The sequence below is a fragment of the Chryseoglobus sp. 28M-23 genome (genome assembly GCF_014789785.1).
GTDB classification, from domain to species: Bacteria; Actinomycetota; Actinomycetes; order Actinomycetales; family Microbacteriaceae; genus Microcella; species Microcella indica.
Map to the genome: position 1 here is coordinate 280197 of NZ_CP061846.1, position 26201 is coordinate 306397.

Below are 26201 nucleotides of genomic sequence, written 5' to 3' on the forward strand. Positions count from 1 at the left end.
ATGGTGACCCGCACCCTGCGGCTCACTGCGCCGCCCCACACGGTCGACACCGTGCACGACCTGCTCGACTCGGTGTGGGCGAGCGTGCCTGACCTGAGTGCGCGCGACCGCATGTCGCTCGAGACGGCGATCATCGAGCTCACGGCGAACGTCATCCAGCATGCGAACCACGGGCGAGGTGTGCAGGCGACCCTCACCGTCATCGCGTACAAGGACCGCCTGGAGGCGACGCTGAGCGACTCGGGCGAGGTCGACCACGTCGACCTCGAGGGCCGCGAGATGCCCGAGGCGGAGTCCCTCGCCGAGTCGGGCCGGGGCATTCCCCTCATGAAGGCCCTCGTCGACACGGTCGAGCACCGACGCGTCGACGGATTCAACCACTGGACTCTCGTGCGTGGCCGTGAGGCGCAGGACGTGGATCGCTCCTCGACCCGCGGCATGCCCTCGGTGTCGATCACCGGGGTCATCGACGAGATGGCGCGGCAGCGCGCGCTCGAGGAGCTGGGCATCCTCGATACGTCGCCCGAGGAGCGCTTCGATCGCGTGACGCGCCTCGCGAAGAGCCTGTTCGGCGTGCAGTCGGCGGCGATCAACCTCATCGACGGCGACCGCCAGTGGGCGAAGTCCGTCGCCGGCGACGCGGTCGTGGAGATGCCGCGAGAGAGCTCCGTGTGCACTGACACGATCATGGGCGACGACACTCTCGTGGTGCCGGAGCTGACAGCCGATCCCGCGTACGCGGATCGCGCGCAGGACGGTCTCATCAACTTCTACGCGGGCCACCCGCTCTACGCGTCGACGGGGGAGCGCATCGGCGCGTTCTGCATCTACGACCCCCGCCCCCGTGCCTTCACCGAGCGCGAGCAGGCGATGCTGCGCGACCTCGCCTCGTGGGTGCAGCAGGAGCTCTCGGTGAGCCAGGAGCTCTCGCGCGCCGCCGAGGTGCAGCAAGGCCTGCTGCCGTCGAAGATGCTGAGCATGCCGGGGTGGGACATCGCCGGTTTCTGCCAGCCCGCGAGGGCGGTCGGCGGCGACTTCTACGACTGGTACCCGGTCGGGGAGGGTGCGGCGATCACGCTCGCCGACACGATGGGAAAGGGCATCGCGGCGGCGATCATCGCGGCGACGGTGCGCGCGGTGCTGCGGTCGGCGGCGCGCTTCGGCGATGTCACGGGCGCCGTCAACCTCGCGGCGGCCTCCCTCAACGCCGACCTCGACACGACGGGCCTGTTCGTGACGCTCTTCCACGCGCGCGTCGACATGGACTCGGGCGAGGTCACCTTCGTGGATGCCGGGCACGGCCTGACGGTCATCGCGCGCACGGACGGCACGATCGAGCGCCTGCGCTCGCACTCTCCGCCCCTCGGCGTCGACATCGACACGGAGTGGGAGGAGCAGACGATCACGCTGGAGCCTGGAGACACGCTCGTGGCGGCGAGCGACGGCGTGCTCGATCTGTACGACGGCTCGCTCGACGGCCTGGATCGCGTGGCGGCGCTCGCCCTGCTCGCGTCTTCCTCGCAGGAGGTCGTGGATGCTCTGCGCACGCGTGCCCGCGGCACCTCCTCCGACGACGTCACGGTCGTCGTCGTGCGGCGCGACGACTGAGCGAGACGGACCCCGCGGTCTTGAGGCTGCGGCGAGCACGCTAAAGTTGGACGCGGATTTGTCTCGACATCGAGAAATCTCGACATCGAGAGACCGCATCGACCACTTCCAATGTTGTGCACGCGGATGGGATGAAACACCGTGGATCTTTTCGAGTACCAGGCCCGAGACCTCTTCGAGAAGTACGGGGTTCCCGTGCTTCCCGGCGTCATCGCCGACACCCCTGAGGAGGCGAGGGCCGCAGCCGAGAAGATCGGCGGCGTCACGGTCGTCAAGGCCCAGGTCAAGGTCGGCGGGCGCGGCAAGGCCGGCGGCGTGAAGGTCGCCAAGACGGCCGACGAGGCCGAGGCTCACGCCCGTGACATCCTCGGCCTCGACATCAAGGGCCACGTCGTCCAGCGCGTCATGGTCGCGGCGGGCGCCGACATCGCCGAGGAGTACTACTTCTCGGTGCTCCTCGACCGGGCGAACCGCACCTACCTCTCGCTCTGCAGCGTCGAGGGCGGTGTCGAGATCGAGCAGCTCGCGGAGGAGCGCCCCGATGCCCTCGCGAAGGTGCACGTCGACCCGCTGACGGGCATCGACCTCGACACGGCGCGCGAGATCGCCCGTCAGGGCGGCTTCTCGGAGGAGCTCGTCGAGAAGGTCGCCCCGGTCTTCGTGAGCCTCTACCGCGTCTTCGACGACGAGGATGCGACGCTCGTCGAGGTGAACCCGCTCGTGCTCACGGGCGCTGGCGACATCATCGCGCTCGACGGCAAGGTCTCGATCGACGAGAACGCCGGCTTCCGCCACCCGCATCAGGCAGAGTGGGCTGGCGGCGAGCAGGGCGATCCGCTCGAGGCGAAGGCCAAGGAGCACGACCTCAACTACGTCAAGCTCGACGGCGAGGTCGGCATCATCGGCAACGGTGCGGGGCTCGTCATGTCGACGCTCGACGTCGTCGCCTACGCGGGCGAGGCCCACGGTGGCGTCAAGCCGGCGAACTTCCTCGACATCGGGGGCGGGGCATCCGCGACCGTCATGGCGGCCGGCCTCGATGTGATTCTCGGCGATGCCCAGGTCAAGAGCGTGTTCGTCAACGTCTTCGGCGGCATCACCTCGTGCGATGCCGTCGCAAACGGCATCGTCAAGGCCCTCGAGATTCTCGGCGACGCGGCGACCAAGCCGCTCGTCGTCCGACTCGATGGCAACAACGTCGAGGAGGGCCGCCGCATCCTCGCGGAGGCCGCTCACCCGCTCGTGACGCTCGCGAGCTCCATGGACGAGGGCGCCGACAAGGCTGCCGAACTGGCTGCGAAGTAAGGGATACGCGAACAATGTCGATCTTCCTCACCAAGGATTCCAAGGTCATCGTCCAGGGCATCACGGGCGGCGAGGGCACCAAGCACACCGCGCTCATGCTCAAGGCGGGCACCCAGATCGTCGGCGGCGTGAACGCGCGCAAGGCCGGCACGACGGTCGAGCACTCCGCGAAGGACGGCTCGGCCCTCGAGCTGCCGGTCTTCGGCTCGGTCGCCGAGGCGATGTCGAGCACGGGTGCCGACGTGTCGATCGCCTTCGTGCCCCCGGCCTTCGCGAAGGACGCCGCGATCGAGGCCATCGAGGCGGGCATCCCGCTGCTGGTCATCATCACCGAGGGCATCCCCGTGCAGGACTCCGCCGACATCTGGGCGACGGCGCAGGCGCACGGCAACGTGACACGCATCATCGGCCCGAACTGCCCCGGCATCATCACGCCGGAGGAGTCCCTCGTCGGCATCACCCCGGCGACGATCACGGGCAAGGGCCCGATCGGTCTCGTCTCCAAGTCGGGCACGCTCACCTACCAGATGATGTTCGAGCTGCGCGATCTGGGCTTCTCGACGGCGATCGGCATCGGCGGCGACCCCATCATCGGCACCACGCACATCGATGCCCTCGCGGCATTCGAGGCCGACCCCGAGACGAAGGCGATCGTCATGATCGGCGAGATCGGCGGTGACGCCGAGGAACGCGCGGCCGACTTCATCAAGGCCAACGTCACGAAGCCCGTCGTGGGCTACGTCGCGGGCTTCACCGCCCCCGAGGGCAAGACCATGGGCCACGCCGGTGCCATCGTTTCCGGCTCCGCGGGAACCGCGCAGGCCAAGAAGGAGGCCCTCGAGGCCGCGGGCGTCAAGGTCGGCAAGACGCCGAGCGAGACGGCTTCCCTCATGCGCGAGGTCATCGCCGCGCTGTAAGCGGCGACCGCACTCAGCAGACGACGGCCCTGCCGACCCCCTGGATGGGGCGGCAGGGCCGTCGCTGTGTGCGGGGAGGCGGGCGTGTGCCACCCCGCACGCTCGTGGGGCGCCGTGCTCAGGCGCGGTAGTGGTCGTCGCGCTCGTACTCGCGCAATGGGCGGGCATACGGAACCCGGCGGTAGCCGTCGCGCACGATCGCGATGATCGTGGCACCGATGCCCGCGGCGGCGAGGAGTGCGAGGAGGATGAGAGCGATCGTGGTCATGGCAGAAAATCTATGACTGGACAATCTCGGCCACGAGTGGCAGGATTGCCATTGTCAGTCAATATTCCGCCACTCTGCTTCGCCTCCTGGAAAGGCCGTCCATGCTCCGACGCGTCGTCGCCCTCGCCATCCCCGGGCTCGCGCCCTTCGAGTTCGGCGTGCTGTGCGAAGTCTTCGGTATCGACCGCAGTTCCTCCGGCGCACCCGCGTTCGACTTCCACGTCGTCACCGCCGACCCCGGGCCCGTGCGCACGAGCCTCGGGTTCGACATCCTCGTGACCGACGACCTGTCGGTCGCCGCCGAGGCTGACCTCATCGCGGTCGCCGCGCGCAGCATCGGGCCCGTGGACGAGCGCTACCTCGAGGTGATTCGTGCGGCGGAGGCGCGAGGGGCCTGGGTGCTCAGCGTCTGCAGCGGGTCGTTCGTGCTGGGCGAGTCGGGCATCCTGGACGGTCGTCGCAGCACGACGCACTGGATGTATGCGGACGAGATGCAGCGCACCTATCCCCGCACCGTCGTCGACCCGGACGTGCTCTTCGTCGAGGATCGCCGCGTCATCACGGGCGCGGGCACCGCGGCCGGCATCGACGCGTGCCTGCACCTCGTGCGGCGCGAGCACGGCGCTGCCGCGGCGTCGGTGATCGCCCGGCGCATGGTCGTGCCGCCGCAACGCGATGGCGGGCAGAGCCAGTACATCCAGCAGCCCGACGTGCAGCACGGCGGTACGAGCCTCGCCGAGCTCACCGACTGGATGCTCGACCACCTCGGCGACGATCACTCGGTCGAGGCCCTCGCGCGCCGCGCGCTGATGTCGGAGCGCACCTTCGCCCGCCGATTCCGCGCCGAGCTCGGCGAGAGCCCCGCCGCATGGCTCAACCGCCAGCGGCTCTTGCGCGCGCAGCAGCTGCTCGAGGAGTCCGACGCCCCCGTCGAGGAGGTCGCGCGCGTGTGCGGCTTCGGCTCCTCGGCGACGCTGCGGCACCACTTCACGCGGTCGCTCGGCACGACGCCGCAGGCCTACCGCCGCGCGTTCGGGGTGCGGGCCGCGCCGTAGACTGCCGCCGTGAGCGCGGGTGAAGCGGGTGCGGAGAGTGGCGGCGGCGAGGTCGTCGTCGAGACCGCCGTGCGCAACGTCGGCGGCCTGCACACGCGCCCCGCCGCCGTCATCGCCGAACTGCTCGCGGGCTACGCCGCGACCGTGACGCTCGCCGTGCCCGGCAAGGAGCCGGCGACGGCCACGAGCGCCATCAGCATCGCGATCCTCGCCGCCGCACCCGGAACCCCCGTGCGCATCACCGGCACCGGCGCGGACGCCCGCGCCGCCGTCGAGGCCGTGCGCGAGCTCATCGAGGAGGGCTTCGGGGAGGAGCTTGCCGAGGAGCTCGCTGGGGAGCTTTCCGAGGCGGGCGGGCCGCCGACCGAGGCGCCGGATGCGGCCCCCGCCGCCCCGCCGCCGTCGAGGCCCCCGCCGAGCACCACCCCCCCGCCCGCCCGCTCGGGGTCAGCCCCGGCCGGGTCGTCGGCCCGGTGGCCGTGCGCCGCGGCGCCCGACCGGTCGCGCCGTCCACCGCGGAGCGGCTGCCGGCGGCCGTGCGCCCCGACGCCGTCGAGCGTCTCGAGCGCGCGACGGCGCACGTCGCCGAGTCACTGCGCGCGAGCGGCGAGCGGCTCGAGGGCCAGCGGCGCGAGGTGCTGCTCGCCACGGCGGTGCTCGCAGCCGACGAGGCTGTCGCGGCGGCCGCCGCCGCGGGAATCCGCGACGACGGCCTCACGCCCGAGGCCGCGGTGTGGCGCGAGTTCACGCGCACGGCGGAGCGCTATCGCGAGGCGGGCGGGCGGTTCGCCGAGCGCACGATCGACCTCATCGATGTGCGCGACCGCATCATCGCGCGCCTGCGCGGCGTCGAGCTGGCCGGACTGCCGGAGACGGGGCATCCGGTCATCGTCGTCGCCGACGATCTGGCGCCCGCCGACACGGTCGCGCTCGACGCGACCACGTGCCTCGCGCTCGTGACGGAGCAGGGCGGGCCGACCTCCCACACGGCGATCATCGCGCGCGAGCTCGGAATCCCCGCGATCGTGGGCGCGGTGGGAGCGACGGGCCTCGCCGACGGCACGCTCGTGCTCGTCGACGGCAGCACGGGCGAGCTCGTCGTGCAGCCCGACGCGGCCGAGCAGGCCACCGCGACGGGGGTGCTCACGGTGCCGCCGTTCGTCGGGCCCGGCCGCACGAGAGACGGCCACCTCGTGCAGCTCACCGCCAACATCGGGGCGCCGCGCGATGCCGCGCGCGCCCTCGAGCGGGGCGCGGAAGGCGTGGGTCTGTTCCGCACCGAGTTCTGCTTCCTCGACCGCACGACCGCGCCGACCGTGGAGGAGCAGGTCGACGCCTACGCCGAGGTGCTCTCGGCATTCGCGGGGCGCACCGTCGTGCTGCGCACGCTCGACGCCGGCAGCGACAAGCCCCTGCCGTTCCTGACCCCCCAGGACGAGCCGAACCCGGCGCTCGGCGTGCGCGGCTACCGCACGTCGCGGCGCGACCCCGGGGTGCTCGACGACCAGCTGCGGGCGATCGCGATCGCGGCCGAGCGCACGGCCGAGCATCCCCACGTCATGTCGCCCATGATCGCGACCGTCGGCGAGGCGCGCGAGTTCGTGCGGCGCGCACGCGCCGCGGGGCTCGCCACGGTGGGCATCATGATCGAGACGCCCGCCGCCGTCATGGTCGCCGAGGAGCTGTGCGCGCTCGCCGACTTCGTCTCCGTCGGCACGAACGACCTCGCCCAGTACACGATGGCCGCCGACCGGCAGTCGGGGGAGCTCGCCGAGCTCACCGACGCGTGGCAGCCGGCCGTGCTGCGCATGATCTCGCTCGTCGGCGCGGCCGCCGCGCGCACCGGGACACCGCTGAGCGTGTGCGGCGAGGGCGCGGCGGATGCGCGCCTGGCTCCCGTGCTGGTCGGCCTCGGGGCACAGAGCCTGTCGATGGCGGCACGCGCGATCCCCGCCGTCGGCGACACGCTCGCGCAGGCCACGCTCGAGCAGTGCCGCCGGGCGGCCGAGGCGGCGTGCGCGGCCGACACGCCCGCCGCGGCGCGCGAGGCGGCGCAGCGGGCGCTCGCCTAGGCTCGGGGCACCCATGACGCGCCGCCTCACCGCCACTCTCGCCGCCCTCGAGGCGCTGCTCGTCGTCGGCGTCGGGCTCAGCATCCCGCTCGCTCTCGGCACGGTTCTGTGGGCGGCGCAGTTCGGCTTCCAGCTCGACTGGATCATCTTCTGGCGCGCCGCCGCAGACCTGTGGCTGCTCGGGCACGGGGTGACGGTGACGTTCCAGCTCGACCCGGTCACGGCCCTCGCGCTCGGAGTGGACGGGGTCGGCGATCCCTTCGCCGTCACGCTCGCGATGCTCGGCTTCGCCCTGCTCACGGCGCTGCTCGGCGTCCGTCTCGGGCGTCGGCTGCGGGCGGAGCCGCACCGCATCATCGGCGAGCTCGTGGCGGTCACGGGAGTGCTCGTGCTCTCCGCCCTCGTGGTGCTCAGCGCCGGGCATCCGGCCGCCCTGCCGTCGCGGTGGCAGGGGGCGCTCTTCCCTGCACTCGTCTACGGGCTCGGCGTCGCGATCGGCTCGATCGGCGCGACCAACCCGGCGCGCGTGCGCCTGCGGCAGCTCATCGCGGATGCTCCGCCCCTGCTCACCGGCATCGGCGGCGCCGCCCTGCGCGCGGGCCTCGGCGCCGTCGCCACCGTGGTGCTCGCAGGCTCCCTGCTCGCGACCACCGCGCTCGCGCTCGGTTTCGGGCAGGTCATCGCGCTCTACGAGAGCGTGCAGGCAGGCGTGCTCGGCGGGCTCGCGCTCACACTCGGGCAGCTCGCGCTGCTGCCGACGATCGTGCTGTGGTCGGCGTCGTGGCTCATCGGGCCGGGCTTCGCGCTCGGCGCAGGGTCGATCGTGAGCCCCGTCGCGGTGTCGCTCGGGCCGCTGCCGGCGATCCCGCTGCTGGGGGCGCTCCCGGCCGGCGAGTCCCCGCTCGGCTACCTGACCCTCCTCGTGCCGGTCGCCGCGGCGTTCGCGGCGGGCCTTGCCGTGCGCCCCCGCCTCGCGGACGCCTTCGGTCGCGCCTACGCGTACGACCTGCCGCTCGGAGCGCGGGTCGGCTGGTCCGTGCTCACGGGCGTGCTCGCGGCGATCGTCGCCGGCCTCGCCATGGGCTTCCTGGCGTGGCTCTCGGCGGGCTCGGCTGGGCCCGGTCGCCTCGCGGTGGTCGGCCCCGACCCGGTCGCCGTCGGGTTCTGGATGCTCGCCGAGACGCTCCTCGGAGTCACCCTCGGCCTGCTCGCCGCCGGCGTGCGGGCGCCCCGGCGCACCGTGCCCGCGCGCAGCCGCTAACTGGGCTCGCGCGCAGCCGCTAGCCTGGCGTGGTGGTGAGAGTCGCGTGCTGAGGGTCGCTGTGCTGATCTCCGGCGGCGGGTCGAACCTGCGCGCTCTGCTCGAGGAGTGCCGCCACGACTCCTACCCCGCGCACGTCGTCGCGGTCGGCGCCGACCGTGACGCCGACGGGCTCGCCCACGCCGAGGTCTTCGGCATCCCCTCCTTCACGGTTCCCTACTCGGCGTACCCCACGCGCGAGGCCTGGGGTGACGAGCTGCTCGCGGCCCTCGCACCGTGGGGTGCCGACCTCGTCGTGCTGAGCGGCCTCATGCGACTTCTGCCCGCGGGCGTCGTCACCGCGCTCGCCCCCGGGCTCATCAACACCCACCCCGCGTACCTGCCCGAGTTCCCCGGCGCGCACGCCGTGCGCGACGCGCTCGCCGCGGGCGCCACGCAGACCGGCGCGAGCGTCATCGCCGTCGACGCGGGAGTCGACACTGGCCCGATCCTCGCTCAGGAGCGCGTGCCCGTGCTGCTCGGCGACACCGAGCGCGCGCTGCACGAGCGCATCAAGCCCGTCGAGCGGCGCCTGCTCATCGACGTCGTGCGGGGCATCGCCGACGGGTCGATCGATCTCGGCGCAGCATCCGCGCCCCGCTCCTCCTGACCCCACGACCCCGTACCTACCCTTGGAGACCCTCATGGCCGGCCCCGTTCACGACCCCGCCCTCTACCGTGAGCGCGACGCGATCCCCGTGCGCCGTGCGCTCATCAGCGTGAGCGACAAGACCGGTCTGCGCGAGCTCGCTGCGGCGCTCGCGGGGGCGGGCGTCGAGATCGTGTCCACGGGCTCGACGGCGGCGACGATCGCCGAAGCCGGTCATGCCGTCACCGAGGTCTCCGCCGTCACGGGCTTCGCCGAGACGCTCGACGGGCGCGTCAAGACGCTGCACCCGAGCGTGCACGCCGGCATTCTCGCCGACCTGCGGCTCGCGTCGCACGAAGCGCAGCTCGCCGAGCTCGGCATCGCGCCGTTCGACCTCGTGATCGTCAACCTGTACCCCTTCGTGGAGACCGTCGCGAGCGGGGCGGAGGCGAGCGCGATCGTCGAGCAGATCGACATCGGCGGGCCCGCGATGGTCCGCGCCGCCGCGAAGAACCACGCCAATGTGGCGATCATCGTCGACCCGGCCGACTACCACCAGGTGACGAAGGCCGTGACGCTCGGCGGCACCACCCTGCTGCAGCGGCAGCGTTTCGCGGCGAAGGCGTTCGGCCACACGGCCGCCTACGACACCGCCGTCGCCGGCTGGTTCGCCGACACGCTCGGGGTGCGCGCGCGCGGAGCTGAGGCGAAGCCCATTTCTGGGCTTCGCGCGACGCCAGCGCCCGACGCCGTCTCGGCGTCGGGCCCCGCGGGCGACGGCAGCCCCGCGACCGTCGACGTGCACGCGCGACTGCAGCAGGTGCTGCGCTACGGCGAGAACAGCCACCAGTCGGCGGCCCTCTACCGAACGGACGGGGGCGCGGGCATCGCGCAGGCCACGCAGCTGCACGGCAAGGAGATGTCGTACAACAACTACGTCGACGCCGATGCCGCCGTGCGCGCCGCCTACGACCACGAAGCCCCCGCCGTCGCGATCATCAAGCACGCCAACCCGTGCGGCATCGCCGCGGGCGCGTCGATCGCCGCAGCCCACGCCGCCGCGCACGCGTGCGACCCCGTCTCCGCCTTCGGCGGCGTCATCGCCGCCAACCGCGTCGTCACGCGCGCGGCCGCCGAGTCGATCGCGCCGATCTTCACCGAGGTCGTCGTCGCTCCCGGCTTCGAGCCCGAGGCGCGGGCCCTGCTGAGCGAGAAGAAGAACATCCGCCTGCTCGAGCTGCCGACCGGGTTCACCCTGCCGGCCGTCGAGCTGCGGCAGGTGAGCGGTGGGCTGCTGCGGCAGGAGGCCGACCACTCGTTCGCGCCCGCATCGACGTGGCAGCTCGCGGCGGGAGAGCCGGCCGACGACGCGACCCTCGCTGATCTCGAGTTCGCGTGGCGCGCGTGCCGCGCCGTGAAGTCGAACGCGATTCTGCTGGCGTCGGGCGGAGCATCCGTCGGTGTCGGAATGGGCCAGGTCAACCGGGTCGACTCGTGCCACCTCGCGGTGTCGCGCGCCGGCGACCGGGCGCGCGGCTCGGTCGCCGCGAGCGACGCGTTCTTCCCCTTCGCCGACGGCCTGCAGGTGCTGCTCGACGCGGGAGTGCGCGCGATCGTGCAGCCCGGCGGCTCGGTGCGCGACGAGGAGGTCGTCGCGGCGGCGCAGGCCGCTGGGGTGACGATGTACCTCACGGGCGAGCGCCACTTCTTCCACTGACCGCACGGCCCGGTGGCACCCTCGACGGTCTCAGCACGGTCTCAGCACGGTCGCGCGGGCGATAGCGTGGCACGCATGACCCCGATGCTGCGCCGCCTGCTCGACTCGACCCTCACCGCCCTCGCGGTCGCCCTCACGACCCACCTGGTGACGATCGTGCTGTTCGCCGCGATCAACGGCGCGACCCTCGAGGTGCTCACGCAGGTGAACGGCATCTTCGGCTTCTCGTCGATCCTGCTCTTCGTGTTCCTCGCCCTCGCGGGCCTCGCCCCGATCTACCGGCACTGGGCGGTCGCGCTCGGCACGGGCATCCTCGCGGCGCTGCTCTCGTCGTGGTTCGGCGCGCTGCTCGCGCTCGTCGTCGCCGGCAACCCGATCACGCAAGAGCTCATCGACTACCTGTGGCTGAGCGTGCTCGGCTTCAACCTGCTGTACCAGGTCATCGCCGTGCTCGCGGTCATGACGATCGGCCGTCGCATCATGACGACGCGGGATGCCTCTGCCACGGCCGCGCGCCGCCTCGCGCTCGTCCGCATGCCGTCACCGCGCCTGGCCGAGGGGCTGCTCACGCACCAGGACCGCGTGGAGGTCGACGTCGACCTGGCCGACGCGCAGTGGGAGGGATACGTGGAGGCACTGCGGGCGGAGGGCTTCACCCTCGTCGACGTGCCTCCCGCCGATGAGCTGCCCGACAGCGTCTTCGTCGAGGACGCCCTCGTCGTCATCGCCGGTACCGCGGTCGTCACACGGCCCGGCGCTGTGGAGCGGCAGCCGGAGACCGCGGCGGCCGAGCAGACCGCGCGCGAGCTGGGTCTGCGCCTCGAGCGCATCGTCGAGCCCGGCACGCTCGACGGCGGCGACGTGCTCGCGGTCGGCGACACCCTCTACGTCGGCCGGGGCGGCCGCACGAACGCGGAGGGCATCCGCCAGCTGCGCGTCATCGCCGCGCGGCACGGGCTCGGCGTCGTCGCGGTGCCCGTGTCGAAGGTGCTGCACCTCAAGAGCGCCGTGACGGCGCTGCCCGACGGCACGGTGATCGGGCATCCCGATCTGGTGGATGACGTGTCTATGTTCCGCTCGTTCCTGCCCATGCCCGAGCCGGAAGGCGGACACGTCGTCGTCCTCGACGACCACACGGTGCTCATGGCGGCGAGTGCACCGCATTCCGCCGAGCTGATCCGCTCGCTCGGCTACCGCGTGATCACGGTCGACATCTCCGAGTTCGAGAAGCTCGAGGGCTGCGTCACGTGCCTGAGCGTGCTCGTGCGGTAACGATCCGCTCTCGCGTTTCTGCGCCCGCCCGCTGAGGGATAGTCTGTAAGGCTGCGCGCTCGACCACCACCGAGCCTCTGCGGCACCATCACCACTGTGCGACCGCCACAAGCGGTCGCCGCGCTCACTCGAGGATCCACCGTGTCGACGACCACGCCCGCCCCGCCCCGCCTGAACACCATGCGGGCGATCGCGCGCATCTACCCGTACGCGAAGCCGGCCATGAAGTGGATCTACGCGGGCATGGGCGCGGCGCTCGCCGCGGGAGTCGTGACCCTCATCATCCCGATCGTGCTGCAGGGCCTCGTCGACGGGCCACTGCGCACGGGCGACGCCTCGCAGATCTGGCCGGCCGGCCTGCTCGTGCTCGCCCTGGGGTTCCTCGAAGCCGTCTTCATCATGCTGCGCCGCTGGTTCGTGCTCACGCCCGGCACGCACATCGAGGCGCGCATGCGCAACGGCCTCTACGCGCAGCTGCAGGACTTGCCCGTCGCGTTCCACGACCGCTGGCAGTCGGGGCAGCTGCTGAGCCGCGCGGTGAGCGACCTCAACCTCATCCGCCGCTGGCTCTCCTTCGGCTTCGTGCTGCTCATCGTCAACACGGTCACGATCCTCATCGGCTTCGCGGTGCTGCTGAGCTGGAGCCTGTGGCTGGGCCTGCTGTTCCTCGCGATGAGCGTCCCCCTCTGGGTGTACGGCTACCTGTTCGAGAAGAAGTACTCGATCATCGCGCGGCGCGCGCAGGACCAGCAGGGCGACCTCGCGACGGCGGTCGAGGAGAGCGTGCACGGCATCCGCGTGCTCAAGGCGTTCGGGCGCGGCAAGCATTCGCTGCTCAAGTTCGCCGATCAGGCCGAGCTGCTGCGCGGCACCGAGATCGAGAAGGCCAAGGCGATCGCCGGCATCTGGTTCTGGCTCGTGCTCATCCCCGACGTCGCCTTCGCGCTGTGCCTGCTGGGCGGAGTGGCGCTCGCCGCCGCCGGAGAGCTGAGCGTGGGCGAGCTGTTCGCGTTCTTCGCGACGGCGACGGTGCTGCGCTTCCCGATCGAGTCGATCGGATTCCTGCTGTCGATGACCTTCGACGCGCGCACGGCCACCGACCGCTTCTTCGAGGTCATGGACGAGGTCAACACGATCACCGACCCGGAGGCGCCGCGCACGCTCGAGAAGCCCACGGGGCGCATGACGTTCGAGAACGTGGAATTCCGCTATCAGGATGCTCCCGCCGACCTTCCCGGAACGCTCGACGGCATCACCCTCACTCTCGAGCCGGGCGAGACCATGGCGCTCGTCGGCATCACGGGCAGCGGCAAGACCACGCTCACGGCACTCGCGACGAGGCTCTACGACGTCACGGGAGGGCGGATCCTGCTCGGTGACGTCGACATTCGCGACCTCACGCGCGAAGAGCTGCGCCGCCACGTCGCGATGGCGTTCGAGGACGCAACGCTGTTCTCGGCGAGCGTGCGCGACAACGTTCTGCTCGGCCGCCCCGACCTCACCGAGAGCGACGACCCGGCCGCCGCACGCGAGGCCGAGCGGGTGCTCACCGAGGCGATCGAGATCGCGCAGGCGGGCTTCACCTACGACCTGCCGAACGGCCTCGACACCTTGGTGGGGGAGGAGGGCCTGAGTCTCTCGGGCGGTCAGCGTCAGCGGCTCGCGCTCGCGCGCGCCGTCGCGGCCGACCCGGCCGTGCTCGTGCTCGACGACCCGCTGAGCGCTCTCGACGTCGACACCGAAGCCCTGGTGGAGGCGGCCTTGCGCCGCGTCCTCGCGAAGACGACGGGCCTCATCGTCGCCCACCGCCCGTCGACCGTGCAGATGGCCGACCGCGTCGCCCTCCTGCAGGAGGGGCGCATCACCGACGTCGGCACGCACTCCGAGCTGCTGCAGCGCAACGAGCACTACCGCTACGTGATCTCGTCCCTCGAGGACGAGGAGCTCGCGGCCGAGGAGCGCGCCGAGCGCGACCTGCGTCTCGCCGAGGAGCAGGGTCGGCGCCAGGACGCGATCGACCGCGAGAGCAGAGTCATCGACCAGGACGGGGAGGGAATCCGATGAGCGTCGTCGGCGTCGAGGGCGAGGAGCGCGACGACTTCACGCGCGGCGAGTCTCGCCAGATGCGGGCTCGCTCGCTGCGGCTGCTCGGCTCGCTCGTGCGCCCGGTGCGTGCGCGCGTCATCCTCACGATGTTCGTGATCGTCCTCTCGACGGCGCTGCAGGTGGCCGGCCCCGCGCTCATCGCGTACGGCATCGACACCGGTCTGCCGGCGTTGCTCGACGAGAACGACTGGATGCCGATCGGCCTCATCGTCGGCGCGTACCTGCTGACGGGCATCTCGGGTGCGGCGTTCATCGCGCTCTACCAGGTCATGTCGGCGCGCCTCAGCCAGGCGATCCTGCTCGATCTGCGCAAGCGCGTGTTCCTGCACACGCAACGCCTGTCGCTCGAGTTCCACGAGTCGTACACCTCGGGCCGCATCATCGCGCGGCAGACGAGCGACCTCGACTCGATTCGCGAGCTGCTGGATTCTGGGCTCAACCAGCTGGTCTCCGGGATGCTCTACATGAGTTTCACGGCCGCCGCACTCGTGCTGCTCGACCCGACCTCGGGTCTCGTCCTGGCTGTGTCTCTCGTGCCGCTCCTGCTGCTCACGCGCTGGTTCCAGGTGCGCTCGCAGAAGCTCTTCCGGTACACCCGGGTCGCCTCGGCGCGCCTCATCGTGCACTTCGTCGAGACGATGACGGGCATCCGGGCGGTGAAGGCGTTCCGCAAGGAGCCGCGCAACGCGGTGCAGTTCGGCGACCACGTCGAGGAGTACCGGCACGCCAACGCGCGCGTCATCCGCCTGTTCGGCATCTTCGACCCGGGCCTCGTCCTCATCGGCAATGTGACGGTCGCCGCCGTGCTCGTCGTCGGCGGATTCCGCATCGTCGACGGCGCGCTCGAGATCGGCGCGCTGCTCGCGATCGTGCTCTACACCCGCCGGTTCTTCGACCCGGCGGAGGAGATGGCGATGTTCTACAACTCCTACCAGGGCGCGGCGGCCGCGCTCGAGAAGATCTCGGGCGTGCTCGAGGAGACGCCCTCGGTCGCCGACCCGACGACACCCATCGACCTGTGGAAGGCGCGCGGCACCGTGCACTTCGACCGCGTGCGCTTCCAGTACACGCAGGACGAGGTCGTGCTGCCGGATCTCGAGCTCGAGATCCCGGCCGGGCAGACGATCGCGCTCGTCGGCACGACGGGCGCGGGCAAGTCGACGCTCGCGAAGCTCATCGCGCGCTTCTACGACCCCACGGAAGGCGCGGTGACGCTCGACGGCGTCGACCTGCGCAAGCTGCACCCGAAGGATCTGCGGCGCGCGATCGTCATGGTCACGCAGGAGGCCTACCTGTTCTCGGGCACGGTCGCCGACAACATCGCCCTGGGCAACCCGCAGGCTACGCGGGACGAGATCATTGATGCGGCGAAGGCCGTGGGTGCGCACGACTTCATCGAGTCGCTGCCCCACGGCTACGACACCGACGTCAACAAGCGCGGTGGTCGCGTCTCGGCCGGCCAGCGTCAGCTGATCTCGTTCGCGCGCGCGTTCCTCGCCGACCCGGTCGTGCTCATCCTCGACGAGGCGACAGCCTCGCTCGACATCCCGAGCGAGCGGCTCGTGCAGCAAGCGCTCAACACCCTGTTGAGCGACCGCACGGCGGTCATCATCGCGCACCGACTGTCGACGGTCGCGATCGCCGACCGCGTGCTCGTCATGGAGCACGGTCGCATCGTGGAGGACGGCACGCCCGCCGAGCTCATCGCCGGCACGGGCAAATTCGCGCAGCTGCACGCCGCCTGGCGCGACTCTCTCGTGTAGGCCGGCTCGCGCTCAACGCGCGGTCCAACGCCGCCGTTTGTGACAAGACGCGCGAAACGTTCGGCGACGTTCGTCACAAACGGCGGCGCGAAGTGCCCTAGTGCGCGGTTCCCGGGCTCCGCGAGATTGGCGCGCGGTGACGAGGGCGCATCACGCGGGGCGGTGGCGGTCGACCCGGGGGTGCAGCACGCCGACGGCGCGGGCGACCCGCGAGCCGAGCCCGGCGGCGACGTCGCCGCAGGTCGCGACGCTGCCGAGCGGGAAACGGTCACCTGCACCTTCAGCAGCCCCTCCGTCTCAACGGTGAGCTCGACTACCTCACCCCGATGGAGGTCGAGCAGGCGTACCACTCTGACCAAGAACCATCCTTGCCGGCGATCGCCGGACAGGAAACCGGGTAGGCACTAAACCCAGGCCGAATCAGTTGGCGCATGACGCGCACGGCAACACGACGACTCTGGCCGACCAGACGCTCGAGTTCGATATGGCGAACCGTCACCTATCGACGTCGATCGGTCACGGCGATGACACTTCCACCCTGATCGCCTATACCCGCGATGTGACTAACCGCATCGAGGCCCGCACCGTCACCACCCCCGGCGAGACACCGGACACGACCCGCTACGCGCACACGGCGGCGGCTGACGTGTCGGGTCTGGTTCTGGATGCTGGGGACCAGGTGTCCGAATACACGGTCGGGACTGCTGAAGGTGTTGGCGACTCATAACCTGCGGTGATTCGGTCTCTTCTGGAAACATGACCACCGTGTCCAAGCGCCATCGCAAGGAGTTCCGAGACGATGTCGTCGCGATCGCCAGTCGACGTCAAACGTCGTCGGAAGATGACGGGGAGCCGTGTTGCTTGCTTGTTCTCGGCGTCTCCGGTCCAGGTCTCCGAGTACGCGGTGATGCTCAAGGGCGGTGGCTGGCGACTCCGAGGTCGAGCCGGTAGGCGAGGGCCTCGACGTACTCGGGCTCGTGCGGCTGCACGACCCAGCGCAGGGGAGTGTGCTCGGCGCGGTAGTGCTTGAGCGCAGCATCCTCGTGGCCGGAAGGGGGTCTGCCGTCGGCGCGCACGACGCGCCACCACGGCACCGAGCCGCCCTCTATCGCCATGACGCGGCCGACGGCGCGGGCGCCGCGCGAGCCGAGCTCGGCGGCGACGTCGCCGTAGGTCATGACGCGGCCCGGCGGGATGTCGTCGACGACGGCGAGCACGGCCCCGGCGAAGTCGAGCGGCTCGCCCTCGAGCGCCGTCGGGTCGTGCTCGCTCACGCGCGCGACCGGGCCGCGGCTACTTGCGCAGGCTCGCGGTGTTCTCGGCGACGGCGATGAGGGCCACAATCGCCTCGATCCACACGCGCAGCAGCAGCACGGCGACGAACAAGCCCAGCGGCACAATGATGAACGCGCCGAGGATGATGAGCACGCCGAAGAACGCGCCATCGCTGCCGCTGGCGAGCGTGGCGATGCCGCCCGCGATGAGCGTGAAGAACCAGATAATGCCACCGAGCGCCGTCAGCGCCAGGGCGACGGCGTAGAAGATGCCGGCGAGGCGGCGGGAGACGAAGCTCTTGAAGGAGAAGTCGAACAGAGCCTTGAAGAAGCTCTTGATGGCGCCGGCAGGGCCGGAGCCGGGGGCGGGAGCGGGCATGGACTGGGGCGCGGAATCTGACATGAACTCGACCCTAGCGAGCCGCTCAGCGGTGCGGAAGGGCGCGGGCCGCCGTCAGACGGTGAGCTCGCCGATCTTCTCGCCGTACTCCGTCTCGCCGACCTCGGTGAAGCCGATGCGACGGAAGAACTCTCCGGGCCCGTCGTCGCCCGACTCCCAGATGACGGTGAGGCGGTCGAAGCCGCGCTGGCGGGCCTCCTCCGCGAGGGCGTGCACGGCGAACTTGCCGATGCCGCGGCCCTGAGCCGTGGCATCCACGTTGACGCGCCAGACGCAGCTGCGGAACTCCGGCTTCGGGTTGTCGGCGTCGAAGTTGCCGCGGATGAAGCCGACGACCTCGTCGCCGTCGAGGACGACGCGCGCCCACGTGGTGCTCGGGTCGACGTAGGCGTCGGCGGCCGAGTAGGAGACCGGGGTGATGTACTGCTCCTGGCCCGGCAGCAGGGTGAGGCCGTTCGCGGCCACAATCGTCTTCGCCGACAGCTCTTCGACTCGCAAGTTCCCCATGCGCTCCACAGTAGCGCGTGGCCCCCGCACGAGGGTCAGACTTCGGTATCTCGATGTCGAGATATCTCGCTCAGCCGCTAGGCTGGCTTCTGCCACCGAAGAGAGGAACCCCCGTGCAGAAGATCAAGGTCGAGGGCACCGTCGTCGAACTCGACGGCGACGAGATGACCCGCATCATCTGGCAGTTCATCAAGGACCGCCTCATCCACCCCTACCTCGATGTGACGCTCGAGTACTACGACCTCGGCATCCAGCACCGCGACGAGACCGACGACCAGGTCACGGTCGATGCGGCGCACGCGATCCAGAAGCACGGCGTCGGCGTCAAGTGCGCCACGATCACGCCCGACGAGGCGCGCGTCGAAGAGTTCGGCCTCAAGAAGATGTGGCGCAGCCCCAACGGCACCATTCGCAACATCCTCGGCGGCGTCATCTTCCGCGAGCCGATCATCATCAGCAACATTCCGCGACTGGTGCCCGGCTGGAACAAGCCCATCATCATCGGCCGCCACGCGTTCGGCGACCAGTACCGCGCCACCGACTTCCTCTTCAAGGGCAAGGGCACGCTCACGGTCGAGTTCACGCCCGAGGACGGCTCCGAGCCTCAGAAGTTCGAGGTCTACCAGTCGCCCGGCGACGGCATCGCCCAGGTGCAGTACAACCTCGACGCCTCGATCATCGACTTCGCTCGCGCCTCGCTCAACTACGGGCTCTCGCGCCAGTACCCCGTGTACCTCTCGACGAAGAACACGATCCTCAAGGCTTACGACGGCCGCTTCAAGGACCTCTTCCAGGAGGTCTACGAGAACGAGTTCAAGGACAAGTTCGAGGCTGCCGGCATCACCTACGAGCACCGCCTCATCGACGACATGGTCGCCTCCGCCATGAAGTGGGAGGGCGGATACGTCTGGGCCTGCAAGAACTACGACGGCGACGTGCAGTCAGACACCGTCGCGCAGGGCTTCGGCTCGCTCGGCCTCATGACGAGCGTGCTCACGACCCCGGACGGCAAGATCGTCGAAGCCGAGGCCGCGCACGGCACCGTCACGCGCCACTACCGCCAGCACCAGCAGGGCAAGCCCACGTCGACGAACCCCATCGCATCGATCTTCGCGTGGACCCGTGGCCTCATGCACCGAGGCAAGCTCGACGGCAACCAGGAGCTCATCACCTTCGCCGAGACCCTCGAGGACGTCGTCATCACGACCGTCGAGAGCGGCAAGATGACGAAGGACCTCGCGCTGCTCGTGAGCGACGACCAGGCCTACCTCACGACGGAGGACTTCCTCGCAGCCCTCGACGAGAACCTCGCCTCGCGACTCGCGTAGACACCGTCGCTGCCGCGTGAGGCAGAACCGCTGACCGGATGCCCGTGGCCGAGTGCCACGGGTATCCGTCGTCTCGGCGCACCTCCCCGCGGCACCCGCGGAGCCCCGACCCCCCGGAATGGGGCGCCCTCCGCCCCCGGATGGGGGGAGGTGAACCTCTTTCGCCCCCGCTCGCCGTCCCTCAGGATGGTGAAGCGGCGTCACGCCCGAGCGCCGCAACCCGACCGAGCCCCCGCTCGGCGCTGGGGGGAATCGGGCCCTGGGGGGATTCACCGTGTCGATCTCGCACGTTGCACACCGCGCACTGGCAGCACTGCTGACGACCGCCGTCATCACGGCGGCCGCGATCTCGATGCCGACGGCACCCGCAACGGCGGCGCCCTCCGCCGTCACGCAGACCTTCAGCTACACGGGCGCCGTTCAGACCTTCACGGTGCCGGCCGGGGTCACGCAGCTCTCCACTGTCATCACTGGCGCCGAGGGCGGCCGCGGCGGCCGCGACTCGCAGGGCGAGCCCATCCCGGGCGGCTACAAGGGTCAGGTGACCGGCACGATCGCCGTCACTCCCGGCCAGGTGCTCACGATCGCTGTCGGCGGCGGCGGTGCGACGGGCAACAGCAGCACGTCGAGTCAGACGCGCGCGGCGGCGGGCCAGAGCCCGCTCACCGGATACGCCGGTGGTCGCGGCGGTATGCCTGGCGGACAGGGAAGCTCGGGCGGCGGTGGCGGCGGTGGCGCGGCCACCGTGCTGCTCACGGGCACCGAGACGATCGTGGCGGGCGGCGCAGGGGGTGGCGGCGGCAGCGGCCAGTACTACTCGCTCGTCGGCCGACAGGCCGAGGCCTCGCACGCACCGCGCACCGACATGACCACGGGCATCGGCCAGGACGGCCTCAACGTGCAAGACATCTGCACGACCCGCTGCGACGGCGGCGGCTCCGGCGCGGGCGGCGGTGGCGCCGCGGGCGGCTCCTCCGGCTCGATCGAGTTCGGCATCGGCGCCGACACCGAGTGGCTCGGCTACGGCGGCTTTCCTGGCGCGAACTCGACCGCGGGCCTCGCGAGCCTCAGTGCCACGTACGTCTACTTCTCGGGCAACAACGGGCACGGCTCCGTCTCGCTCACCTACTCGACCGGTTCGGCCGACGCGCCGACGAGCGTCATCGGCGCCACGGGCGACGAGCAGATCGCCCTCAGCTGGACGGCGCCCGCCAACGAGGGCGGCGCGAGCATCACCGACTACGTCATCGCCTACGCCGAGGACTCGGCGACGCCCGACTGGCAGATCGTCGAGGAGGGCGAGTCGACCGCAACCACCGCCACTGTCACGGGCCTGACCAACGGCACGGCGTACATCTTCCGGGTCGCGGCCGTCAACTCGTTCGGCACGAGCGCGCCCTCGGCCGCCTCCGACCCGGTCTATGCGAGCGGCGTGCCCGGTGCGCCGTCCATCACCTCCGTCATCTCGCGGGATGCTGCGCTCACGGTCGCGTTCGACGCGGCTTCCTCGCCCATCGCGATCGAGCGCTACGAGTATCAGCTCGACGGCGGCCCCTGGGTCGCGACCGCCGAGGCCGAGTCGCCTCTTCTCATCAGCGGCCTCAGCAACGGCTCCACCTACGACGTGCGCGTGCGCGGGGTCAACGCGATCGGCGCTGGAGCCGCCTCCGACCCTGTTTCGGGCATGGCCATCTCGACGCCAGGAGCCCCGACGATCGACGCGGTCAGCCCCATGATCGGTGGTGCGAGCATCGAGTTCACTCCAGGCTTCGGCGGCGGTGGCACCATCACGGGCTACGAGTACCGCGTGGACGGCGGCAGCTGGGTCGATGCCGGCACCACGAGCCCCGTCACGATCGTCGGCCTCGACGACGGCGCGAGCGCGGTAGTCGAGCTGCGCGCCCTCAACTCCGCGGGAGCAGGCACGCCGTCGGCGCCCGTCACCGTCACGACGCCGTCGACTCCCGACGCGCCCGTCATCGACGGCATCACGGCGGCCGACACCTCCCTGCAGGTCGCCTTCCCCGCCGTCTTCGACGGGGGGTCCGTCGTCACCGCCTACGAGTACCAGCTCGAGGCGGGCGGCGCATGGACGCCCCTCGGCACGACCGCGAGCCCCGCGACCATCACGGGCCTCGTCAACGGAACGAGCTACGACGTGCGACTGCGTGCCGTCAATGCTGTCGGCGCGAGCACTCCCTCGACCGCTGTCGTCGGCACACCCGCCACGACGCCGGGAGCACCCTCGATCGTCGGCGACACCGTCGCGGGCTCCGACGCGACCCTGAGCGCGCAGTTCACCGCCCCCGACTCCGACGGCGGGTCGGCGATCACGACCTACGAGTACTCGACCGACGGCGGCGCCACCTGGCGAGCGCGCGACGCGGGTACGACCGAGAGCCCGCTCGTCATCACGACCCTCTCGAGCGACGGCACGACCCCGCTCACGAACGGCACGACCTACTACGTCGAGGTGCGCGCCGTGAACGCGCAGGGCCCCGGCACCGCCTCCGGCGTCGCCGAGGGCATCGCCCGCACGACTCCGAGCGCCCCGACGATCGCGAGCATCACGCCCGGCTCGACGGAGCTGCGCGTGCGGTTCGACGCGGCCTCCAACGGCGGCTCGCCCATCACCGCGTACGAGTACCGCGTCGATGACGGCGCATGGGTCTCGACCGGAGGTCTGGGCACCGCGTTCTCGATCGCGGGGCTGACCAACGGCACCGAGTACCTCGTCACCGTGCGTGCCGTCAACGCCGTCGGCGACGGACCCTCGTCCGAGCCCGTCGCGGCGACCCCCGTGGCGGTGCCCGGCCAGCCGACGATCGTCTCGTACCTGCCGACCGACCGCACCCTCACCCTCACGGTGGATCTCGCCGACGACGGCGGCACCGAGGTCACAGGCTGGGAGTACTCGACCGACGCGGGCACGACCTGGGCCGCAGCGGGAGCCGACTCGAGCCCCTTCTCGATCACCTCTCTCTCCTCCGACGTGGATGCGCGACTCGTCAACGGCGAGAACTACACGGTCATCGTGCGCGCGGCGAGCGCTGCGGGCGTCGGTGCGGCGTCGGCCCCGCGCATCCTGACTCCGCGTGCGGTGCCGGCCCAGCCGGTCACGTCGCTCACGGCGCTCGACGGCGCCGTCTCGGTGGCCTTCTCGGTCGCCGACGACGGCGGCTCGCCGGTTCTCGACCTGCAGTACAGCCTGAACGGTGCGCCGTTCGTCTCGACCGGCACGCTCTCCTCGCCGTTCGTGCTCACGGGGCTCACCAACGGGCAGCCGGCCACGATCGAGCTGCGGGCCGTCAACGTCTCCGGCCCGAGTGCGGTCTCGGATGCCCGTTCCGCGACCCCGCGCACGGTTCCGGGCGCCCCGACCGGCGTGGCCGTCGTCTCCGGCAACGCTCTCGCCGCGGTGTCGTGGTCGGTGCCGGCCTCCACGGGCGGCGCCAGCATCACGCAGTACACCGCGAGCGCATTCGCCACGGCGAGCTCGACGACCGCGCTCGCGAGCTGCTCGAGCGCGAGCACCGCCTGCGAGATCACGGGACTGAGCAACGACACGACGTACTTCGTCTCGGTCGTCGCGCAGAACGCCGCGGGCACGGGGCCTGCGTCGGCGCCGCGCGTGTCGGTGCTGCCGCTCGCGAAGCCCTCGGCCCCGACGCTCGGCACGGTGACTCCCGCCAACACCTTCCTCTCGGCAGCCTTCACGCCGGGCGCTGCAGGCTCGCGTTCCATCACGGGCTACGAGTACCAGCTCAACGGGGGCGAGTGGCGCCCCGCGGCCAGCACGTCGAGCCCCATCGTGATCTCCGGCCTCGCCAACGGCACGGAGTACACGGTCGCGTTGCGCGCGGTGAGCGCCGCCGGTGCCGGGGAGGCGTCGAACACGCGCACCGCCACGCCCTTCGCCCTGCCCAGCACGCCCGATTCGGCGACGATCGTGGCGGAGCCCGCGAGCGGCTCCGCGATCGTGAGCTGGGAGGCGCCGAACGCCAACGGCTCGACGATCACGAAGTACACGGTCGTCGCCTGGTCGGCGGCCTCGCAGGGCAGCCAGCTGCGAACGTGCACGACGACGGGCGCGACGAGCTGCACGATCACGGGCCTGACCAACGGCACGACGTACTACATCACGATCGACGCGACCAACGCGGCAGGCACGAGCACGCGCTCCACGCCGCGCGTGCCCGTCGTCTACACGGGCAAGCCCGGCTCGGTGAGCGGTGTGACCGCCGTCGCCGGTGACGCGCAGGCCTCCCTCACCTGGACCGCGGGAGCGGCGGGCGCGAGCGCCGTCAGCGACTACACGGTCTGGTACCGCGCCGTCGGCGACAGCGACTACACGCGCTTCATCGAACCAGTCTCGACCGACCGGTCGGCCACCGTCACCGGGCTCACGAACGGCACCGAGTACACGTTCATCGTCTACGCCGTCAACGCGCAGGGCACGAGCCTCGCGAGCGCCCCGTCCGCCGCCGTGAGCCCCACGGGCATCGGCGTCGCGCCGACCTTCGCAGCGCCGGTGCGCACGCCGGACGGTTTCACGGTCGCGATCAGCAACTACTCGGAGGTCACGACGTACGGAGCGAGCGCGACGAACGGCGCGAGCGCACGTGTGAGCGGCTCCACCGTCACCGTGAGCGGCCTCGCGGCGAACGCCGAGTCGACGGTCACCGTTGAGGCGGTGCGCCACGGCTACACGACCGCGTCGGCGAGCACGAGCGGCACGTCGCTCGAGGCGGGTGTCGCGCCCGTGCTCGGCGAGCCGGTCTCGATCGACGGCGGTTTCACCGTGCAGCTCGAGAACCTCGACGCGCTCGCCGTGTACGAGTTCTCCCTGCCGGGTGAGGCGACCGCGACCCTCGACGGCACGACCGTGACGGTCGCAGGCCTCGCCCCGGGGGAGAGCGCCGAGCTCACGGTCACGGCCCAGCGCGCCGGTCGCGCCGACGCGCCCACGACGGTGACCGGCGAGGCCTTGCCCGCCGCACCGAGCCCGCAGCTCGGAGACGTGACGCGCACCTCCGACGGCTTCACTGTGCCGCTCGTCGACGCCGTCGACGGCGTCGACTACTCCGTCTCCTCGACGGAGGGCGTCGCGGCTCTCAGCGACGGCGTGATCGTCGTCACGGGTCTCGACCCCGAGCAGGAGGCAACCCTCACGGTGACCGCTTCCCTCGCGGCTCACGTGGATGCGTCGACCTCGGTGACGAGCGCGGCACTGGGCACCGGCATCGCGCCCGCCCTGTCACTCGGCGACCGCACGCCGGACGGCTTCAGCGCGACGATCGACAACCCGCAGGACGGCGTGGACTACCTCGTCTCCACGACGGCGGGCTCCATCGTCCGCAGCGGTACGACCATCACGGTCACGGGACTCGCCCCGGCGCAGAGTGCGACGGTCACGGTCGTCGCGGTTGCTACCGGTCGCACCGACGCCCCCTCGAGCGTCACCTCGTCGGCGCTCGGTCAGGGCGCGATCGACCCGGCGGCCCCTGAGCCCACCCTCGACGGCTTCCGCGCTGAGATTCAGGACTTCGATGCCGAGGCGACCTACGAGGTCACGACCTCCGCGGGAGCGGTGGCGCTCGAAGGCGAGACGATCGTCGTCACGGGCCTCGCCCCCGGCGAGTCGGCGACCGTCACGATCGCCTTCACGAAGGAGGGTGAGACGGATGCCACGGCCGAGGTGACCGGAGCGGCCCTCGCCATCGGCACGGCCCCGACGTTCTCGTCCTCCACGAGCTCGGCGAGAGGCTTCACCTTCACGATCACGAACTACTCGGCCGAGATCAGCTACACGCTCGCCGCGACCAACGCCGGCAGCGTCACGCGCAGCGGCGCAACGGTCACGGTTGCCGGTCTTGCCCCGGGTGCGACGTCCGCGGTGACGGTCACGGCGAGCCGTGTCGGCTACCGGGATGCGTCCGCGGTGACCTCGGGCGTGGCCCTGCCCCCGGCACCGACCCTCCCGGGGCGTAGACCTGTCATCATGCGGAGACTTGTCGCGGCGGCACGGCGCTACCCCCTCGTCGCCGCAGACCACGCCGCAGAACCCCGGCACATCGACGGCGATCGTCGATGGCGAGACTCAGCAGTCGACGATCGTGGTCGACGGCGAGCGCTTCACGGTCTCGACCCAGGGTGCAACCCTCGTCGTCGAGCCGATGTCGGGCGGCGCCTCAACCGGCTCGAGCGGCGGTACCACTCCCGTCGTGTTCGTGGGCGGCGACGTGAGCATCGACGTCGGCGGGTTCGCGGCTGACAGCTCGATCGAGATCTGGGCGTACTCGACGCCCACTTATCTGACGAGCATGACCGTCGGCTCGGATCTCGCGGCTGGCACGGTCGTGACGCTGCCGTCGAGCATCCGACCAGGCGAGCACACGATCGTCGTGACGGGCACGGGCGCGGATGGCGAGCCGATCGAGCTCTCCCTCGGCATCCTCGTGGTCGAGGAGATCGAGGAGCCTGCGGCAGAGCCCGCGGTCGTCGCGGATGACGCGACCGAGGCGACGACGGAGACCGATGGCGGAGCCTCGACCGGTATCGTCATCGCCTTCGCGATCCTGGCACTGCTGCTCGCGACGGGTCTGCTCTTCTTCCTGCTGGCGCGTCGTCGCCAGCGAGGCAGTACCGACGACAGCGCAGCCGCGCGGGCCTGACGCCACCGGGAGGGTCGGTGAGGCAAGCCTCGGCTTGCTGGCGCCG

18 protein-coding genes and 2 pseudogenes are annotated in these 26201 nt (G+C 71.1%); 16 read left to right on the plus strand and 4 right to left on the minus strand.

The genetic code is table 11. From position 1 onward, the window contains the following. The 3 genes from IE160_RS01400 to sucD all read left to right on the plus strand — a co-directional run bounded on the left by IE160_RS01400 (position 1) and on the right by sucD (position 3830). The gene (locus IE160_RS01400; RefSeq protein ID WP_191151441.1) at positions 1 to 1608 is read left to right on the plus strand and encodes a SpoIIE family protein phosphatase; all 1608 of its coding nucleotides are present in this window, start codon (positions 1 to 3) and stop codon (positions 1606 to 1608) included. Positions 1609 to 1749: 141 nt separating this feature from the next. Beyond that, complete coding sequence (sucC, locus tag IE160_RS01405; protein WP_191151442.1) at positions 1750 to 2913, plus strand: ADP-forming succinate--CoA ligase subunit beta; 1164 nt, start codon at positions 1750 to 1752, stop codon at positions 2911 to 2913. Between the two features lie 14 nt (positions 2914 to 2927). Further along, a complete protein-coding gene (sucD, locus tag IE160_RS01410; RefSeq protein WP_191151443.1) occupies positions 2928 to 3830 on the plus strand; it encodes a succinate--CoA ligase subunit alpha in 903 nt (300 codons plus the stop codon). Between the two features lie 118 nt (positions 3831 to 3948). Here sucD and IE160_RS01415 read toward each other — a convergent pair whose 3' ends face one another. Beyond that, positions 3949 to 4098 (minus strand): hypothetical protein, encoded by a 150-nt coding sequence (locus tag IE160_RS01415; RefSeq protein WP_191151444.1) that lies wholly within the window; start codon positions 4096 to 4098, stop codon positions 3949 to 3951. 101 nt (positions 4099 to 4199) lie between these two features. Here IE160_RS01415 and IE160_RS01420 point away from each other — a divergent pair, with 101 nt between their 5' ends. The 10 genes and pseudogenes from IE160_RS01420 to IE160_RS01465 all read left to right on the plus strand — a co-directional run bounded on the left by IE160_RS01420 (position 4200) and on the right by IE160_RS01465 (position 16699). Next, positions 4200 to 5153 (plus strand): GlxA family transcriptional regulator, encoded by a 954-nt coding sequence (locus tag IE160_RS01420; protein WP_191151445.1) that lies wholly within the window; start codon positions 4200 to 4202, stop codon positions 5151 to 5153. A 69-nt stretch (positions 5154 to 5222) separates the two neighbouring features. After that, positions 5223 to 5390 (plus strand): annotated as a pseudogene (locus IE160_RS12690) (HPr family phosphocarrier protein); the annotation flags it as partial. A gap of 218 nt (positions 5391 to 5608) precedes the next feature. Continuing rightward, a pseudogene (ptsP, locus tag IE160_RS01430) lies at positions 5609 to 7225 on the plus strand (phosphoenolpyruvate--protein phosphotransferase); the annotation flags it as partial. 13 nt (positions 7226 to 7238) lie between these two features. Beyond that, positions 7239 to 8486, plus strand: coding sequence for a cell division protein PerM (locus tag IE160_RS01435; RefSeq protein WP_191151447.1), 1248 nt, complete (start codon positions 7239 to 7241; stop codon positions 8484 to 8486). A 46-nt stretch (positions 8487 to 8532) separates the two neighbouring features. Beyond that, the gene (purN, locus tag IE160_RS01440; RefSeq protein WP_191151448.1) at positions 8533 to 9135 is read left to right on the plus strand and encodes a phosphoribosylglycinamide formyltransferase; all 603 of its coding nucleotides are present in this window, start codon (positions 8533 to 8535) and stop codon (positions 9133 to 9135) included. A gap of 34 nt (positions 9136 to 9169) precedes the next feature. Then, complete coding sequence (purH, locus tag IE160_RS01445; RefSeq protein WP_191151449.1) at positions 9170 to 10831, plus strand: bifunctional phosphoribosylaminoimidazolecarboxamide formyltransferase/IMP cyclohydrolase; 1662 nt, start codon at positions 9170 to 9172, stop codon at positions 10829 to 10831. Positions 10832 to 10906: 75 nt separating this feature from the next. Further along, positions 10907 to 12103, plus strand: a complete 1197-nt coding sequence (gene ddaH, locus IE160_RS01450) for a dimethylargininase (RefSeq protein ID WP_191151450.1) — start codon at positions 10907 to 10909, stop codon at positions 12101 to 12103. A 180-nt stretch (positions 12104 to 12283) separates the two neighbouring features. After that, complete coding sequence (locus tag IE160_RS01455; protein ID WP_191151945.1) at positions 12284 to 14167, plus strand: ABC transporter ATP-binding protein; 1884 nt, start codon at positions 12284 to 12286, stop codon at positions 14165 to 14167. Continuing rightward, positions 14164 to 15972, plus strand: a complete 1809-nt coding sequence (locus IE160_RS01460) for an ABC transporter ATP-binding protein (RefSeq protein WP_191151451.1) — start codon at positions 14164 to 14166, stop codon at positions 15970 to 15972. The genes IE160_RS01455 and IE160_RS01460 overlap by 4 nt, the downstream gene beginning before the upstream one ends. 424 nt (positions 15973 to 16396) lie before the next feature. Next, entirely contained in the window at positions 16397 to 16699 is a 303-nt protein-coding gene (locus IE160_RS01465) for a hypothetical protein (RefSeq protein ID WP_191151452.1), read from the plus strand. A 184-nt stretch (positions 16700 to 16883) separates the two neighbouring features. On the opposite strand, the gene IE160_RS01470 is transcribed toward IE160_RS01465, so the two are convergent. Genes IE160_RS01470 through IE160_RS01480 form a run of 3 tightly spaced genes read right to left on the minus strand, consistent with a single transcriptional unit; the run spans position 16884 to position 18153 of the window. Then, a complete protein-coding gene (locus IE160_RS01470) occupies positions 16884 to 17246 on the minus strand; it encodes an MGMT family protein (RefSeq protein ID WP_191151453.1) in 363 nt (120 codons plus the stop codon). Between the two features lie 19 nt (positions 17247 to 17265). Continuing rightward, a complete protein-coding gene (locus IE160_RS01475) occupies positions 17266 to 17649 on the minus strand; it encodes a DUF4282 domain-containing protein (RefSeq protein ID WP_191151454.1) in 384 nt (127 codons plus the stop codon). A gap of 51 nt (positions 17650 to 17700) precedes the next feature. Continuing rightward, positions 17701 to 18153, minus strand: a complete 453-nt coding sequence (locus IE160_RS01480) for a GNAT family N-acetyltransferase (protein WP_152582489.1) — start codon at positions 18151 to 18153, stop codon at positions 17701 to 17703. 113 nt (positions 18154 to 18266) lie between these two features. On the opposite strand from IE160_RS01480, the gene IE160_RS01485 reads away from it, so the two are divergent. The 3 genes from IE160_RS01485 to IE160_RS01495 all read left to right on the plus strand — a co-directional run bounded on the left by IE160_RS01485 (position 18267) and on the right by IE160_RS01495 (position 26155). After that, entirely contained in the window at positions 18267 to 19481 is a 1215-nt protein-coding gene (locus IE160_RS01485) for an NADP-dependent isocitrate dehydrogenase (protein ID WP_179873041.1), read from the plus strand. A 274-nt stretch (positions 19482 to 19755) separates the two neighbouring features. Beyond that, positions 19756 to 25755 carry a beta strand repeat-containing protein gene (locus IE160_RS01490; protein WP_191151455.1) on the plus strand — a complete coding sequence of 2000 codons (6000 nt, stop codon included), beginning with the start codon at positions 19756 to 19758 and terminating at the stop codon, positions 25753 to 25755. Continuing rightward, entirely contained in the window at positions 25724 to 26155 is a 432-nt protein-coding gene (locus IE160_RS01495) for a hypothetical protein (RefSeq protein WP_191151456.1), read from the plus strand. The genes IE160_RS01490 and IE160_RS01495 overlap by 32 nt, the downstream gene beginning before the upstream one ends. The last annotated feature ends 46 nt before the right edge of the window (positions 26156 to 26201 follow it).